This is a genomic window from Pseudomonas oryziphila, assembly GCF_003940825.1.
Lineage (GTDB): Bacteria > Pseudomonadota > Gammaproteobacteria > Pseudomonadales > Pseudomonadaceae > Aquipseudomonas > Aquipseudomonas sichuanensis.
On sequence record NZ_CP034338.1, the window covers coordinates 608,368 to 624,886 of the forward strand.

The window sequence follows — 16,519 nt, forward strand, 5'->3', positions numbered from 1 at the left end:
GAATATCCTGACTGGAGAGGGCAGCCTGCTGCTCATGGGCGGCTCAACTCCAGGATGTCCTGGCAGCACAGGTCGTGAATCAGGGTTCGAAGTTTGCTGGGGGGCATATCGGCCAGGACAGCGATCAGTTGGTCCAGACGGACTCCCGGCTGGTCATCAATGCAGCGCACCACGCGCAACGCCGATTCATCCAGGGTGATTCGAGAACCATTGGCGATCAGGTGACCCTGAGCGATCGACGCGGTGCGGTTGGCGGCAAGTCGTAACTGGGCATCATCTGGTAAAGGTGCCATGGCGGGGTTGCCGAAGAGATCCATGGCCAGTGGCGTATCGATACGTTGGGCCGCGTCAAAAGCCTCCATGAACTGTTGGTAGTGATCAGCATCGGTGAGGCGTTCGGCCAGATGTGCGGCGAGTGACGACAGGTTGTCGCGGTCGTGCTCGAAGCTGCTCATCGACTGGCGCGCTGCCAGTAGCTCCGGGAGCTTTTGCGTTGTCCAGTGCAAGTAGTCCAGGGTGTGGGCAGGGAAGGTGCCGACGGAAAGATGGAAGGTTTCTTCCTCGAAGGGCAGCGGGTTGTGCCACCAGCCTCGCGGCAGGTAAAGGATGTCGCCTGGCTCGAGGACAAGATCCATGCAGGGTTCGGTTGGGCAGGGATAGTCATGCTCCAGGTCTTTGCTCTGCTGCATGAACAATGGCTCGGCGAAACTTGGCGGGTAGATGAGCCAGCGTTTGCGACCGATCAACTGGATGGCGAATATGTCCCGGGTGTCCCAGTGGGTCTGGAAGGATGCCTGGCGGCCGAAGGCGGCATACACGCTGCTGACGGTTTGTCGGCCTGTGAAGTGCGCCACCTGGCGCGCCAGGGCGTGGATCTTGGGTTCGTTGACGAGCTTGTTGGCGATCAGGGTTGCGCCATTCTTGAGACGCTCATAGACCGCCGACTTGATCAGGCGGTGCCTGACCATGCCGACGTCATAGAAGGTTTCGATGTACTCCTGCTTGGGGACCAGGCCGTTGTGGAGGATCTTGAAGTCGTCTGTATCAATAGACGCTCGCTCGATGATCTCATTGGCGTCGGGCCAGGAAAAAGATAGCGGTGTGCTAATGGCGTTACTGATTACAAGTGGCGATTTACCTTGGTGAAGGCGAGTGAAGTCGTGCTGCGTGATTTTAAAGTCAATGATCATGGTTGTCGGTATGAAAGATATCTTGAGGCCGGTGTTTGGAGTGTTAATTATGTGTGGTCTAATTTTCCAGGCACAGGTGATTTATCAACTGATGCGACCATCTGTTGGAGAGGTAAGCTGATAGGATGGTTGAAGGGAATACTAATAGGAAAATATCAAGCGACTTTGATGTTCGCCAGCCGGATATCAAAAGCAGTGCCTTGATGATTAGTACGCCGGCCAGCATTAAGAGTGATGATGAGAAAAACTGTACGGCGCCAACACAAGTCATATTTGGTTTCTCTGAGTAAGGATGGATTTTATGTTCATCAGGGGGACGTTGCTCAACGGTTGTAGTTGGTTCCGGAAGTATCCAGCCCACGCCTTATCACTTCACCAATCATTCCCCAATAAAAACTAATTTTTCCAACCGTTATGAAAGCTGTGGCATTGGAATAGACTCCAGTAGGTTCGCCAATGATTAGATTGGACGGATTGCTCGGGAGAGAATGTATTTCTGCTTTGTGAGGTTGAAGTTATTTGAGGTTTCTGTTGTTAGTTTGTCAGTCCGAGCAGGGAACCTAACGCCTGTGAATAAGTGGTTGTGATGTGAGCAGCAATTATGGCGGGCGCTCCGGTGAGCAATGAAAATTCTAGAGGTTCTGGAATTCTTGGTTTAAAAATTAGAAGAAGTATTTTTATTAGGATGCAACTGATCAGTGCTACGCCTACTGTAAGGCTGAGCCTGATTGCTTCAAGGGGCTCCATGTCTATCACTCGATTATGCCTAAGGCGATGGCCAGTGTGCGTGACAATTTATCGGCGATGTGGAGCGCTGTTAATGTGGAGAAGGTGATGGCGAACGGAAGATATAATGGGTCTGATATGTCTTTCTTGAAATAAAAAAGTATGTGCTTTGTTGCAAGCACGATTGTCAGGCTTGCGCCTATTGTGAGTGCAAATTTTAATGCATCTAAGGCATCCATATTTTAATTGTCCATAGCTGATGGCGCGCATTGGAAGTGTGGTTTTAACGGCTATCGGTTGTAGTTAGTCCCGGCGGCATTCATCCAATTACTCATCATTCCGCCTGCCATACCGCCATAAAAACTGGCCTGTGTGCCTGCGATAGCTCCGGCTGCAACGGCTTGCGCACCCGCAGGGCCTGCGATGAAGCCGCTGATGGCACCTGCCGCTACAGTCGTTGCGAAACCATTCATTGAGCCTTCACCTGTCATGCTTTGGTACCCGATGTAGCCGGCCCCGGCGATGGCTGCATTGACAACAGCTCCGGGGATACCGTACCCGCCTGCGATCAGCTCGAGTTCTTCGATTAGTAAATCCTTCATAGCGTGTCTCCTGAAATATGGGGTAGTAGGTAGTTGTTTACCTTCGGTTGAATCGCTTGGTGTAAATCTAATTTGAGTCTAAAGCTTTATGTTTGGCTTTCAGAACGGGTAGCGCTGTAATGCTGCACTCGTTTGATGCGCCTTCATATCCGACAGGTGTCGTGGTGGCCTGATAAATGCGCTGCCATCAATGTCGAACGAGAGTGCGTGCAGTGTTTTCGAAGCAGCGATGACACATGGTCGCGTACCGTGTAATCGCTGATATGTAAATCAATTGCGATCTGCTTGTTGGTCTTGCCGAGCAACAGCAGCCGCAGTACCTCTGACTCACGTGGTGTCAAATTCATCGTTTCCCCGTAATAGTTGGGCATCGCCCTTGTTGAAAATGCTTAATCCCGTAATCGCCCCGTTACCGAATACAAAGGCTCCAACGCCCATTCATACAGCCGCCGTCGGTCCTGGATGACATCCGCCTCCAGCAACATGCCCGCTTGTAATGGCTGCTCATGCCCATAGACCCTGATGCTTTTCGCGTCGAGCGCCACCGTGACCCCATAGAACAGTTCAGATGGCCCGCCCTGGCCTTGCAGCGACGAGGCGATATGGGACGGCAGCTCCTGAACGGCATAGGGGCTTTGGGTGATACTCACCACTCGGCCCCGAGCCATGCCGAACTTCTGGTACGGATAGGCGGCATAGCGCATCAACACTGGCTGCCCTGGCTCGATGAAACCGGCCTGACGGGACGCTGCATACAAATGAGCGTTCAAGTTCGAACCCTCCGGCAGCAAGCTGGCGAGCACCGTGCCCGCGCTGACTTGCTGGCCGACTTGTACGTTCAAGCCGGTAACCGTCCCGGCATGGGGCGCCACGATCCTTGTTTCGCTACGTGCTCCGTTTTCCGCCTGCTCTTGCTTGATCTGAGCCATGGCCCCGTCCACGTCACTCGTCTCGTCGCGGTGGCGCAAACCTGCTTCCTGCTGCTGGGCCAGTAGCCCAGTGCGTTCGCGCTCTAGGCCGGCACGTGCACGTTGGGTAGCCTGCAGTTGGCCTTGCAGGGCCAATAACTCGCTCTCGGCGGTCTGCAATTGGGCAGCGGCAATGAACCCGGCCGCTGCCAGTTGCTGTTGGCGTGCAAAGTGGGCATGCGCCAGTTCCACCCGGCGTTTCAGAAGGCGGTGTTCTTCGCTGAACTGACGAAGCTCGCTGGCGATGGTGGTGAGGCGGCTGTCGAGCATCCGCTGTTGCCCCGACAAGCGTTCATCCGCCAGGGCCTGGCGCCTCTCGAGTATTACCTGGCGCTTTTGCAGTTGCTCGGCAATCAATGCCTGCGTGTCACCCAGCCCTGATTGACGTTCACCCGAGATCACTACCAGCACATCACCTTTGTCGACGCGTTGCCCCTCTGTGGCCAGCACCTCGCTGAGGATCCCGGTGCCGGGCGCGCTCAGGCGCAACATACCCTGCTCGGGCATCAACAGGCCGTGCAAGGTGGCCTTGCGTGTGTAGCTGCCGAAGTAGGCGAACGCCGAGATCATGACGATTAGAAGACCGGCCAGCAGGGCTATCAACTAATAGCTCAGGGGCTGATCGACAAGGACCTTGCCGAGTTGTTGTGCCCGCGATGCGCAAACGGCTTCGGGTCGATACAGGGGCTGGGTGGGTAATGGCGCAGAGGGCATTGGCTGGCGAAATCTTGGGCGTGTGGGGTTGGCAGAAGGAAAGTAGCGGCTCCGCCTGCGAGTCGATGCCGTCCATCACGCCCTGGCAGGTAGGAATGCTCCCGCTGATCCGTGGCCCCGGGAGAGTGCGGCATGAACCCGGCACTCACTCCAATCATGACCCAGGTCATCCCCCTTCCCGAATTCTTGACTAGTCTTAACCGTTGGCGGCCTATGTGTGCCGCCACCGTGAAGTCCCTGAGGCGCCGGCCATGTCCCGCGCGCCCGAGAACCTGATCAGGAGTGCACGATGGACCTCAACCGTCGGCAATTCTTCAAGGTCGCCGCCGTCGGCCTTGGAGGCTCGAGCCTTGCGGCGTTGGGCATGGCCCCAACCCCCGCATTTGCCGAGCAGGTGCGCCACTTCAAGCTGGCGCACACCAAAGAAACCCGTAACACCTGCCCCTACTGCTCGGTCGGCTGCGGCCTGATCATGTACAGCCAGGGCGATGCGGGCAAAAACGTCAAACAGAGCATCATCCACATCGAGGGCGACGCGGACCATCCGGTCAACCGCGGCACCCTGTGCCCCAAAGGCGCGGGCCTGCTGGACTTTATCCACAGCCCGAGCCGCCTCAAGTACCCCGAGATCCGCAAGCCGGGCAGCAAGGAATGGACCCGCATCGAGTGGGACGAGGCCCTCGACCGCATCGCCGACCTGATGAAAAAGGACCGCGATGCCAACTTCATCGAGAAGAACGCCCAGGGCCAGACGGTCAACCGTTGGCTCACCACGGGCTTCCTCGCTGCGTCCGCCGCTTCCAGCGAAGCGGGCTACCTGACGCACAAGGTGATCCGTTCGACCGGCATGCTGGGGTTCGATAACCAGGCGCGTGTCTGACACGGCCCGACGGTGGCAAGTCTTGCCCCGACGTACGGCCGTGGCGCGATGACCAATCACTGGTCTGACATCGCCAACGCAAACCTGGTCCTGGTGATGGGCGGCAACGCCGCTGAAGCGCACCCGTGCGGCTTCAAGTGGGTGACCGAGGCCAAGGCGCACAACAAGGCGCGGCTGATCGTGGTCGACCCGCGGTTCACCCGTACCGCTTCGGTAGCCGATTACTACGCACCGATTCGCACCGGCAGCGACATCGCCTTCATGGGCGGGCTGATCAACTACCTGCTGAGCAACGACAAGATCCAGCACGAGTACGTGCGCAACTACACCGACGTGTCGTTCATCGTCAAAGAAAGCTATGGCTTCGAGGACGGGCTGTTCAGTGGCTACGACGCGGCCAAGCGCGTGTACGCCGACAAGTCCGGCTGGGGCTATGAGCTGGGCGAGGATGGCTTTGCCAAGGTCGACCCGACCCTGCAGCACCCGCGTTGCGTCTATCAGCTGATGAAGCAGCACTACAGCCGCTACACGCCGGAGCTGGCGAGCATGACCTGCGGCATGCCCCAGGACCAGATGATGAAAGTCTGGGAAGAGATCGCCACCTGCTCGGTGCCGGGCAAGACCATGACGATCCTCTACGCCCTGGGCTGGACCCAGCACTCCATCGGCGCGCAGATCATCCGCAGTGCGGCCATGGTGCAGTTGCTGCTGGGCAACGTCGGCATGCCGGGTGGCGGGGTCAACGCCCTGCGCGGGCACTCCAACATCCAAGGCCTGACCGACCTGGGCCTGCTGTCGAACTCGCTGCCGGGCTACCTCACCCTGGCCGGCGACGCCGAGCAGGACTACGCCAGCTACATCGACAAGCGCGCCTCCAAACCGCTGCGCCCCGGGCAGCTGTCGTACTGGCAGAACTACGGCAAGTTCCACGTCAGCCTGATGAAGGCCTGGTACGGCGCCAATGCCACCGCGGCAAACAACTGGGGCTACGACTGGCTACCCAAGCTCGACGTACCAGCCTACGACGTACTGCGCATGTTCGAGATGATGGGCCAGGGCAAGGTCAACGGCTACATGTGCCAGGGCTTCAACCCGATTGCCGCGCTGCCGGACAAGAACCGCGTCACTGCCGCGCTGGCCAAGCTCAAGTGGCTGGTGATCATGGACCCGCTGGCCACCGAAACCTCTGAGTTCTGGCGCAACGCCGGCCCGTTCAACGACGTCGACACGGCCAACATCCAGACCGAGGTGATCCGCCTGCCCACCACCTGCTTCGCCGAGGAAGACGGCTCGCTGGTCAACAGCAGCCGCTGGCTGCAGTGGCACTGGAAGGGCGCCGACGGCCCGGGCGAAACCCGTACCGACGTGCACATCATGAGCGAACTGTTCCTGCGCCTGCGTAAGCGTTACCAGGCCGAGGGCGGCGCTTACCCCGACGCCATGCTCAACATCAGCTGGCCCTACAAGGTCCCTGAAGAGCCATCCCCCGAGGAGCTGGCCAAGGAGATGAACGGCTGGGCGGTCAGCGACCTCACCGACGCCAGTGGCGCCACGCTCAAGGCCGGGCAACAGCTCGCCGGCTTTGCCCAGATGAAGGACGACGGCAGCACCGCCTCCGGGTGCTGGATCTTCGCCGGCAGCTGGACCGAGCAGGGCAACCAGATGGCCCGCCGCGACAACAGCGACCCGTACGGCATGCACCAGGTGCAGAACTGGGCCTGGGCCTGGCCTGCCAACCGTCGCATCCTCTACAACCGCGCCTCCAGCGACCCGCAAGGCAAGCCGTGGGACCCGGAGAAAAAACGCCTGGTGTGGTGGAACGGCAAGGCCTGGACCGGCACCGACGTGCCGGACTTCAAGGTCGACTCGCCGCCGGAAGCGGGGATGAACCCGTTCATCATGAACCCCGAGGGCGTGGCCCGGTTCTTCGCCATCGACAAGATGGCCGAGGGGCCGTTCCCCGAGCACTACGAGCCGTTCGAGACGCCGATCGGGATCAACCCGCTGCACCCGCAGAACAAGAAGGCCACCAGCAACCCGGCCGGGCGCATCTTCGATTCGGTGTGGGACACCCTCGGCACCCACGACGAGTTCCCTTATGCGGCGACCACCTACCGGCTGACCGAGCACTTCCACTTCTGGAGCAAGCATTGCCGGCTCAACGCCATCGCCCAGCCCGAGCAGTTCGTCGAAATCGGCGAGGTGCTGGCCAACGAGAAAGGCATCAAGGCCGGCGACCGGGTGCGGGTGTCGAGCAAGCGCGGGCATATCGACGCGGTGGCGGTGGTGACCAAGCGGATTCGCCCGCTGCAGGTCAACAACCAGACCGTGCACCAGATCGGCATCCCGCTGCACTGGGGCTTCACCGGCAGCACGCGGCACGGCTACCTGACCAACACCCTGGTGCCGTTCCTCGGTGATGGCAACACTCAGACGCCGGAGTCCAAGTCGTTCCTCGTCAAAGTGGAGAAACTCTGATGGCCAGCCAAGACATCATTGCCCGCTCCGCCACCACCACCGTGCCGCCCTCGGTACGCCAGCAGCAGGAGGTCGCCAAGCTGATCGACACCACCAAGTGCATCGGCTGCAAGGCCTGCCAGGTGGCGTGCTCGGAGTGGAACGAACTGCGTGACGAGGTGGGCCACAACCACGGCACCTACGACAACCCCCAGGACCTGTCCGCCGAAACCTGGACCCTGATGCGCTTCACCGAGCACGAGCGCGACGATGGCAACCTGGAGTGGCTGATCCGCAAGGACGGCTGCATGCACTGCGCCGACCCGGGTTGCCTGAAGGCCTGCCCGAGCCCAGGGGCGATCATCAAGCATGCCAACGGCATCGTCGACTTCAACCAGGACCACTGCATCGGCTGCGGCTACTGCATCACCGGCTGCCCGTTCAACATCCCGCGCATCTCGCAGAAGGACCACAAGGCGTACAAGTGCACCCTGTGTTCCGACCGCGTCAGCGTGGGCCTGGAGCCGGCCTGCGTGAAGACCTGCCCCACCGGGGCGATCGTCTTCGGCAGCAAGGAAGAGATGAAGGTGCATGCCGACGAGCGCATCGTCGATCTGAAATCGCGAGGCTTTGAGAACGCCGGGCTGTACGACCCGGATGGCGTCGGCGGCACCCACGTGATGTATGTGCTGCACCATGCCGACACGCCACGGATCTACGCCGGCCTGCCGGACCAGCCGGTGATCAGCCCGCTGGTGGGGCTGTGGAAGGGCTTCACCAAGCCACTGGCGCTGCTGGCCATGGGCGCGGCGGTATTGGCCGGGTTCTTCCACTACGTGCGCGTCGGGCCGCAGCGGGTCGAGGAGGACGAACACCCGGCGCCTGTGGATAACACGGTCCATCAGGTGGATCCGGCGGTGCATGTCTATGATCCGAACCGCCCGGGCGGGCAGGGGGAGCAGCGGCCATGAACGACGACAAACCGATCCTGCGCTACAACGCCAACGAACGCAGCAACCACTGGGTGGTGGCGATCCTGTTCGTGCTGGCCGGCCTGTCGGGGCTGGCGCTGTTCCACCCGGCGCTGTTCTGGCTCAGCCACCTGTTCGGCGGCGGCCCCTGGACGCGGATCCTCCACCCGTTCCTCGGCGTGGCGATGTTCGTGTTCTTCCTCGGGCTGGTGCTGCGTTTCTGGCGCGCCAACTTCATCACCGCCAATGATCGCCTGTGGCTGCGCCGCGTCGACCGGGTGATGCTCAACCAGGAAGAGGGCGTGCCGCCGGTGGGCAAGTACAACGCCGGGCAGAAGCTGCTGTTCTGGACCCTGCTGGCCTGCATGCTGGTGCTGTTGATCAGCGGCGTGGTGATCTGGCGGGCGTACTTCAGCCACTGGTTCGGCATCGACGTCATACGCCTGTCGGCCCTGCTGCATGCCCTGGCGGCGTTCGTGCTGATCCTCAGCATCATCGTGCATATCTATGCCGGGATCTGGATCAAGGGCTCGATCGGCGCCATGCTGCACGGCTGGGTCAGCCGCGCCTGGGCACGCAAGCACCATGAACTCTGGTACCGCGATGTGACCGGCGACAAGACGCCGAGCAATCACGGCCGTAAGGAAGGATGACCGTTTGAGCACGATTCTCGAACCCGGGCAGATCGAAGCGTCGGCAGTGATGCCGCCGTTTCTGCACCTGCCCCCCGCCAACCTGTTCGAACTGCGGGCCGCGCGGTTGCAGTACCTGGCCGAGGGCAATGCCTTGGGTGAGTACCTGCAATGGGTTGCGCAGCTTTGTCGGATCCAGCAGCGGCTTGTGGATAACCCGCCCGGCGCCTTGCCGGTGGCGGCAGAGCGTCAGCGCCTGTGCATAAGCCATGGCTTGCCGCCGCTGGCGGCGGACAGCCTGGTGCGCGAAGGGCCGTGGTTGCCGTGGTTGCAGGCGCTGCTCGAGCACTTCAAGGTCGACGCCGAGGGCCCCTTGGCCGATGCGCTGCAAACCTTGCGCGACGCGGACGACAGCCAGCGCAAAGGCTGGGGCATCGCCTTGCTGGGTGGCCAGTACGATGCGCTGCCGGCGGCGCTGGTGCCCTTCATCGGTGCCGCGTTGCAGGCGGCCTGGTCGAGCTGGTTGCTGGCGCTGCCTGAACCCGAGCTCAAGCCCGCTGGCAGCCTGGCGCAATGCCCGGCTTGCGGTTCGCCGGCCATGGCCGGGGTGGTGCGCAACCGCGGCAAGCACAACGGCCTGCGCTACCTGGCCTGCTCGCTGTGTGCCTGCGAATGGCATGTGGTGCGGGTCAAATGCGTGTATTGCGAGTCGAGCAAGGACTTGCGCTACAGCCACTTCGAAGACGACCGCTACGCCGCAGGCAAGGCGCCGCTGCGCGCCGAATGTTGCCCGGGGTGCCAGAGCTATTTGAAGCAGAGCTATCTGGAGAACGACGCCGCCGCCGAAGCGCTGGCCGACGACCTGGCGAGCCTGGCGCTGGATATTCGCCTGGACGAGGAGGGGTTCCATCGCCTGGCGCCGAACCTGCTGTTGGCGCCGGGTGGGGAGTGAGTGTCTACACTGCAGTACCGAGCCGCCCTTTTCGCGGGTAAACCCGCTCCCACAGGAATTGCGCTGGCATCATGGCCGGTGCCGTACCTGTGGGAGCGGGTTTACCCGCGAATGGGCCAGAAAGGACAACGGATCAGTTCAAGGTAGTACCTGAATGTCTTCAACCCTCGCCAGCTCCACCCCACGCCTACCCTCCATCGACACCCTGCTGCGCCACCCGGCCTGCGCCCCACTGATCGACCGCCACGGCCGCGACACCACGCTGGCCACCCTGCGCCAACTGCTCGACGACCTGCGCGAGCCAGCTCGTCTCGGCCAACTGAATGCCACCGAACTGACCGCCGAAGTCCTCCTGGGCCGCGCCGGCGAACGCCTGGCCATCCAGCAACGCAGCCAGGTCCGCCGGGTGTTCAACCTCACCGGCACGGTTCTGCACACCAACCTGGGCCGGGCATTGCTGCCCGAAGAAGCCATCGAGGCGATGCAGACTGCCGCCCGTTACCCGCTCAACCTGGAATTCGACCTGGCCACCGGCAAGCGCGGCGACCGCGACGACCTGATCGAAGGCCTGATCCGCGAGCTGACCGGCGCTGAAGCGGTCACCGTGGTCAACAACAACGCCGCCGCCGTGCTGTTGGCGCTCAACAGCCTGGGCGCGCGCAAGGAAGGCATCATTTCCCGCGGTGAGCTGATCGAGATCGGCGGCGCCTTCCGCATCCCCGACATCATGGCCCGCGCCGGCGTGAAGCTGCACGAGATCGGCACCACCAACCGCACCCATGCCCGCGACTACGAAGGCGCGATCAACCCGCGCACCGGGCTGCTGATGCGCGTGCACTGCAGCAACTACAGCATTCAGGGTTTCACCACCCAGGTGCCTACCGCCGAGCTGGCACGCATTGCCCACCAACACCAGTTGCCGTTGCTCGAAGACCTGGGCAGCGGCAGCCTGATCGACCTCACCCGCTGGGGCCTGCCGGCCGAACCGACGGTGCGCCAGGCCCTGGCCGACGGCGCCGATATCGTCACCTTCAGCGGCGACAAGCTGCTCGGTGGCCCACAGGCCGGGATCATCGTCGGGCGCAAGGACCTGATCGCGAAGATCAAGAAGAACCCGCTCAAGCGCGCCCTGCGCGTGGACAAGATCACCCTCGCCGCGCTGGAAGCGGTGCTGGCGCTGTACCGCAACCCCGACCGCCTGGCCGAACGCCTGCCCAGTTTGCGCCTGCTGACCCGCAGCCAGGCTGAAATCCAGGCCCAGGCACTGCGCCTGGCCCCTGACCTCCGGGCCCACCTGGGTGAACAGTGGGCCGTTACCGTGGAGCCCGCACTGGGCATGATCGGCAGCGGCAGCCAGCCCGTGGCGCGCCTGCCCAGTGCCGCCCTGTGCCTGCGCCCGCAGGTGTCGAAGAAGCTGCGGGGCCGCAGCCTGCACGTGCTGGAGCGGGCCCTGCGCGATTTGCCGGTGCCGGTGCTCGGCCGCATCGACGACGATGCCCTGTGGCTCGACCTGCGCCAGCTCGACGACGAGGCCCAGTGGCTGGCGCAACTGCCGGCGCTGCAACTGGGGCCGGTACAGTGATCGTCGGCACCGCCGGGCATATCGACCATGGCAAGACCGCGCTGCTGCAAGCCCTGACCGGCCAGGCCGGCGACACCCGCCAGGAGGAGCGAGCGCGGGGCATGACCATCGACCTCGGCTACCGCTACGCGGCGCTGGCCGAGGGTGCGCCGCTGACCGGCTTCATCGATGTGCCCGGGCATGAGCGCTTTATCCACAACATGCTGGCCGGCGCCCACGGCATCGACCTGGTGCTGCTGGTGGTGGCCGCCGACGACGGCGTCATGCCGCAGACCCGCGAGCACCTGGCGATCATCGAGTTGCTGGGCATTCCCCAGGCGTTGGTGGCGATCAGCAAGTGCGACCGTGTCGAGCCGGCGCGGCTGCTCGAGGTGCAGGCGCAGGTTGCCGAACTGCTGGCGCCCGGGCCCTATGCGGGGGCGTTGCAGTTCCCGGTTTCGAGCTTGAGCGGCGAAGGGGTCGAGGCGTTGCGCGAGGCATTGCTCGTCGCTGAACGACAGGTTCATCGGCGCAGTGCGCGAGGGGGCTTTCGGCTGGCCATGGACCGCGTCTTTGCCGTGTCCGGCGCGGGCATCGTGGTCACGGGCACGGCGTTGGCCGGGCAGGTCAGCGCCGGTGACACACTGCTGCTTGGCAAGGCCGGCAAACCGGTGCGGGTGCGCGGATTGCACGCACAGAACCAGGCTGCGCTGATAGCCGAAGTCGGGCAGCGGGTAGCGCTGAACATCACTGGCGAACGCCTGGCGATCGAGCAGGTGCATCGTGGCGATTGGTTGCTACCCGAGTGGCTGCATGCGCCCAGTGTGCGGGTCGATATCGAACTGACCTTGCTGGCCTCGGAAACCCGCACCTTCGAACATTTCAGTGCGGTGCACGTGCACCTCGGCACCCAGGACGTGACGGCCCGGGTGGCGCTGCTGGAAGGTGAAAAGCTGGGCGCCGGCGAGCGCATGTTCGCCCAGTTGCTGCTCAATGCACCCTTGCAGGCGGTGCACGGCGATCGCCTGGTGCTGCGCGACCAGCGCGCCCAACGCACGCTGGGTGGCGGCCGGGTGCTCGACCCATTCGCCCCGAGCCGGCAACGCCGCAGTGAGGTGCGTTTGCGCCAGTTGCAGGTGCTGCGTGATGCCATCGAGCTGGAGCAGGCCTTGCCTGCGCTGCTCGAAACCGCCCCCGCAGGGCTCGACCCGCAGCGCCTGGAGCGCCAGTTCAACCGCCGGCGTGAAACCTGGCAGCTGCCAGACCACGTGGTGGTGATCGCCACGCGCCAGGGCCAGCTGTTGTTTGCCCGTGAGCAATGGCAGGCACTCAAGCAACAGCTGCTGGCGCGCCTGGCGCAGTTCCATGAGCAGGAGCCCGACCAGCTCGGCCCCGACCGTGACCGGCTCCGCCGCTTCTGCGCCTTGCCGCTGGAGCGCCCGGCGTTCGTCAGCTTGCTGGATGAGCTGCTCGGTGACGGCGCGATCGGCAGCAGTGGGCCCTGGCTGCACTTGCCGGATCACAAGGTTCAATTGAGCGAGGCCGATGCGGCCTTGTGGGCGCGTTTGCAACCGCGCCTGCTGGCGGGCGACTACGATCCACCGTGGGTCAGGACCCTGGCCGGGGAACTGCAACGCGAAGAGGCCGAAGTGCGTCTGTTGCTGCGCAAGCTGGCAAGGCTGGGCGTGGTGCACCAGGTGGTGCGTGACCTGTTCTACCCGCAGGACACGCTAAGGCGCATGGCAGAGCTGCTGTTGCAGCTGGCGGCGGGATCGCCGATAGTACAGGTCGCCGCGTTTCGCGACAGCTTGGGCATCGGTCGCAAGCGCAGTGTGCAGATACTCGAATACTTCGATCGCATCGGCCTGACCCGCAGGGTCGGCGACCAGCGTCACATTCGTAACGACAGTGCCCTGGCCCAGCAGCAGGCCGAGCACTGAACGATCCAAGGAAGGCAATCGCGCCCGGTGGCGCGGCCGGGCTTCAAACCCGGTTGGGGACGGCATCCGTTCCCGGGCAGGTTCGACTCCCGCTGCCTTCCGCCATTCATTCTGTTGGGGCTGCTTTGCAGCCCTTTCGCGACACAAGGCCGCTCCTACAGGGAAACGCAATTCCCCTGTAGGAGCGGCCTTGTGTCGCGAAAGGGGCGCAAAGCGCCCCCAGCATTCAGTTGGCGCGCTCCCCGCACAGGTCCAGCGCAAACCAGTGCTCAGCCGAATCGGCATCCAGCCCCGCCCCCAGCAGCGCAAACAACTTGCCCAGGGCCGCCTCACGGGTCATGCCACCGCCACTCACCAGCCCGGTATCGCGCAGGCGGCTACCGGCGGCGTAGGTATCGAACACCACCGAACCTTCCGGGCACTGGCTGATGGCGACGATCATCACGCCGCCCTGGCGGGCGTCATGCAGCACGTCGAGCAGCGCCTGGTCGTCGGACGGCCCGGTGCCGCTGCCATAGCACTCCAGCACCAGCCCCTGCACGCCACTGTCGAACAGGCCGCGCAAGTGCTCGGCGGCAAGGCCCGGGAACACCGGCATCACCGCCAGCTTGACCGGCTGGCGCTTCTGGCGGTAGTCCAGGCGAGTCGGTAGTTCCGGAGCGCGCGGGCCCTCACGGTGGCGGGGCAGGGCAGTGAAGGCGTCGAACGCCTCGCTACGCAGCTTCGACGCACGGCAGCCGTGCAGCAGCTGGCCGTGGAAATACAGCTGCACGCCGTCTTCCAGGCCGCTTTCGAACAGGCGCAGGGCGCCGATCAGGTTGGCCCAGGCATCGCTGTCCGGCGCGCCGGCCGGCAGCATCGAGCCGGTCAGCAGCACCGGCACCGGCAGGCCCAGCAGCAGGAACGACAGGGCCGCGGCGCTGTAGGCCAGGGTATCGGTGCCGTGCAGTACCAGCACGCCGTCGTGGCCCTGCTGCTCGACTGCCTCGACGATGGCGTCGCGCATTGCCAGCCAGTTGGCCTGCTGCATGTTGGCGCTGTCGATCAGCGGGTTCAGTTCACGCAGGGTCCAGGGTAACTGGGGGGCATCGGCGCAAGCGGCAAAGTGCTCGCGCATGCGTGCGTCGAAGCCGCCGGCTGGCGCCAGGCCTTCGGCGGACTGCAACATGCCGATGGTGCCACCGGTGTAGAGGACGAGGAGATTCTTGACTGCACGCATTGGAGCATTCCGTAGCGATGTCAGGCCCTGTCGCGGCGTATGCCCGGGGCAGCGCGATCCCCAGTGGGAGCCGGCTTGCCGACGAGGGGCCTGAAGACGAAGAAAGAGTCAGCCGCCCACGGACGGGGCGGCTGGGGCAGGGGAGAATATCAGCGCTGGGTTTGCGCTTGGGCAGCGCGATTGTCAGCGGCTGTTTCAGCCTGCGGATTGGCCGGCCAGGCGGCACGGTCCAGGTCCAGATCGGTGAACTTGCTCGAGTCGAACACCGGCTGCTTGATGCCAGCCTTGCGCTGCTCGTCGTAGTCGCGCATCACCCGCAGGCCGACCTTGAACAGCAGGGCCAGGGCCACCAGGTTGACGAACGCCAGGCAGGTCATGGTGATGTCGGCGAAGGCGAACACGGTCGACAGGTCCTGCATCGAACCCCAGACCACCAGTGCCAGCACCAGGCCGCGGAAGGTCATCAGCACAACGCGGTTGCGGGTCAGGAACTGCAGGCTGTTCTCGCCCAGGTAGTAGTTGTAGAGGATGCAGGTGAACACGAACAGCGACAGTGCGACGCTGACGAAGATGCGGCCCCAGTCACCCACCACGGCGGCCAGCGAGTTCTGGGTCAGGACGATGCCGTCACCTTCGAAGCCAGGGGTGTAGAAGCCCGACAGCAGGATCAGCAGCGCGGTGCAGGTGCAGATCACGAAGGTGTCGAGGAACACGCTGAAGGCCTGGACCACGCCCTGGGCGCCAGGGTGTTTCACCGCGGCCACGGCGGCGACGTTCGGCGCACTGCCCAGGCCCGCTTCGTTGGCGAACACGCCACGCTTCACGCCCATGACGATGGCGCTGCCGAGCAGGCCGGCGAACGCAGGGTCAAGGCCGAAGGCGCTCTTGAAGATGGTTTCCAGCATGGCCGGTACGTGTTCGATCTGGGTGCCGATCACGTACAGGGTCACGCCGATGTAGGCCAGGGTCTTGATCGGTACCAGCAGGTCGGACACCGCGGCGATGCGCTTGATGCCACCGATGAAGGTGATGGCCAGCAGCACGGCCAGGACGATACCGGTCTGGCGTGGGTCGAAGGCAAAGGCGTTCTGCAGCGAGTGGGTCACGGTGTACGACTGCAGGCCGATGAAGGCGAAGCCGTAGGTGACCAGCAGCAGGATCGAGAACACGATCGCCATGCTCTTGAGCTTCAGGCCGTGCTGGATGTAGTACGCCGGGCCGCCGCGGTACAGGCCGTCGCCGTCGGCGCGCTTGTAGACCTGGGCCAGGGTGCATTCGAAGAAGCTGCTGGACATGCCCACCAGTGCGGTGACCCACATCCAGAACACGGCGCCTGGGCCGCCGAGGGTCACGGCGATACCGACACCGGCGATGTTACCGGCGCCGACGCGGCCGGCCAGGCTCAGCATCAGGGCCTGGAACGAGCTCAGCTGGCCTGCCTGGCCACGCAGGGATTCCTTGAACACACTGAACATGTGGCCGAAGTGGCGGAACTGCACGAACCGCGAGCGGATGGTGAAGTAGCTGCCGAGACCGACGATCAGCACGATGAGGAGCTTCCCCGAAAGGAAATCGTTGAGTGCTTCGAGCATTTTGAAATGACCTCGATTCTTATTGTTCGTGTGGAAAATCTGCGGACGGCAGGCGCACCGCGATTGATTGGGGCGCAGGGTGGGTCATGACAACTGCGGTTACAATTTCGCGGGT

13 protein-coding genes and 1 tRNA gene are annotated in these 16,519 nt (G+C 63.2%); 7 read left to right on the forward strand and 7 right to left on the reverse strand.

What is annotated here, in order from left to right; translation table 11 throughout:
• Window positions 1–32 precede the first annotated feature (32 nt).
• The 5 genes from EJA05_RS02905 to EJA05_RS02925 form a co-directional block, all read right to left on the reverse strand.
• Window positions 33–1,190, reverse strand: coding sequence for a JmjC domain-containing protein (locus EJA05_RS02905; RefSeq protein ID WP_125857255.1), 1,158 nt, complete (start codon window positions 1,188–1,190; stop codon window positions 33–35).
• 752 nt (window positions 1,191–1,942) lie between these two features.
• Entirely contained in the window at window positions 1,943–2,155 is a 213-nt protein-coding gene (locus tag EJA05_RS02910; RefSeq protein ID WP_125857256.1) for a hypothetical protein, read from the reverse strand.
• A gap of 51 nt (window positions 2,156–2,206) precedes the next feature.
• Window positions 2,207–2,518: a hypothetical protein gene (locus EJA05_RS02915; protein WP_125857257.1), complete on the reverse strand. Its 312-nt coding sequence runs from the start codon at window positions 2,516–2,518 to the stop codon at window positions 2,207–2,209.
• Window positions 2,519–2,661: 143 nt separating this feature from the next.
• Window positions 2,662–2,865: a LuxR C-terminal-related transcriptional regulator gene (locus tag EJA05_RS02920; protein ID WP_125857258.1), complete on the reverse strand. Its 204-nt coding sequence runs from the start codon at window positions 2,863–2,865 to the stop codon at window positions 2,662–2,664.
• Between the two features lie 42 nt (window positions 2,866–2,907).
• A complete protein-coding gene (locus tag EJA05_RS02925; RefSeq protein ID WP_125857259.1) occupies window positions 2,908–4,089 on the reverse strand; it encodes an HlyD family secretion protein in 1,182 nt (393 codons plus the stop codon).
• Window positions 4,090–4,489: 400 nt separating this feature from the next.
• Between EJA05_RS02925 and fdnG the strand changes: the two genes are divergently transcribed.
• The 7 genes from fdnG (at window position 4,490) to EJA05_RS02965 (ending at window position 13,698) form a co-directional block, all read left to right on the forward strand.
• A complete protein-coding gene (fdnG, locus tag EJA05_RS02935; RefSeq protein WP_150132777.1) occupies window positions 4,490–7,558 on the forward strand; it encodes a formate dehydrogenase-N subunit alpha in 3,069 nt (1,022 codons plus the stop codon).
• Window positions 7,558–8,508 (forward strand): formate dehydrogenase subunit beta, encoded by a 951-nt coding sequence (gene fdxH, locus EJA05_RS02940; protein ID WP_125462412.1) that lies wholly within the window; start codon window positions 7,558–7,560, stop codon window positions 8,506–8,508. Before fdnG ends, fdxH begins: the two co-directional genes overlap by 1 nt.
• A complete protein-coding gene (locus tag EJA05_RS02945) occupies window positions 8,505–9,161 on the forward strand; it encodes a formate dehydrogenase subunit gamma (RefSeq protein ID WP_125462413.1) in 657 nt (218 codons plus the stop codon). Before fdxH ends, EJA05_RS02945 begins: the two co-directional genes overlap by 4 nt.
• A 4-nt stretch (window positions 9,162–9,165) precedes the next feature.
• Window positions 9,166–10,092, forward strand: coding sequence for a formate dehydrogenase accessory protein FdhE (fdhE, locus tag EJA05_RS02950; RefSeq protein ID WP_125857262.1), 927 nt, complete (start codon window positions 9,166–9,168; stop codon window positions 10,090–10,092).
• Between the two features lie 154 nt (window positions 10,093–10,246).
• Window positions 10,247–11,674 (forward strand): L-seryl-tRNA(Sec) selenium transferase, encoded by a 1,428-nt coding sequence (selA, locus tag EJA05_RS02955; RefSeq protein WP_125857263.1) that lies wholly within the window; start codon window positions 10,247–10,249, stop codon window positions 11,672–11,674.
• A complete protein-coding gene (gene selB / locus EJA05_RS02960; RefSeq protein ID WP_125861233.1) occupies window positions 11,671–13,593 on the forward strand; it encodes a selenocysteine-specific translation elongation factor in 1,923 nt (640 codons plus the stop codon). Before selA ends, selB begins: the two co-directional genes overlap by 4 nt.
• A 9-nt stretch (window positions 13,594–13,602) precedes the next feature.
• Window positions 13,603–13,698, forward strand: a tRNA-Sec gene (locus tag EJA05_RS02965).
• A gap of 121 nt (window positions 13,699–13,819) precedes the next feature.
• Here EJA05_RS02965 and EJA05_RS02970 read toward each other — a convergent pair.
• Both EJA05_RS02970 and EJA05_RS02975 read right to left on the reverse strand, forming a co-directional pair.
• Window positions 13,820–14,812 carry an asparaginase gene (locus EJA05_RS02970; RefSeq protein WP_125857264.1) on the reverse strand — a complete coding sequence of 331 codons (993 nt, stop codon included), beginning with the start codon at window positions 14,810–14,812 and terminating at the stop codon, window positions 13,820–13,822.
• A 149-nt stretch (window positions 14,813–14,961) separates the two neighbouring features.
• Window positions 14,962–16,404 carry an alanine/glycine:cation symporter family protein gene (locus EJA05_RS02975; protein ID WP_125462417.1) on the reverse strand — a complete coding sequence of 481 codons (1,443 nt, stop codon included), beginning with the start codon at window positions 16,402–16,404 and terminating at the stop codon, window positions 14,962–14,964.
• Window positions 16,405–16,519: the final 115 nt, after the last annotated feature.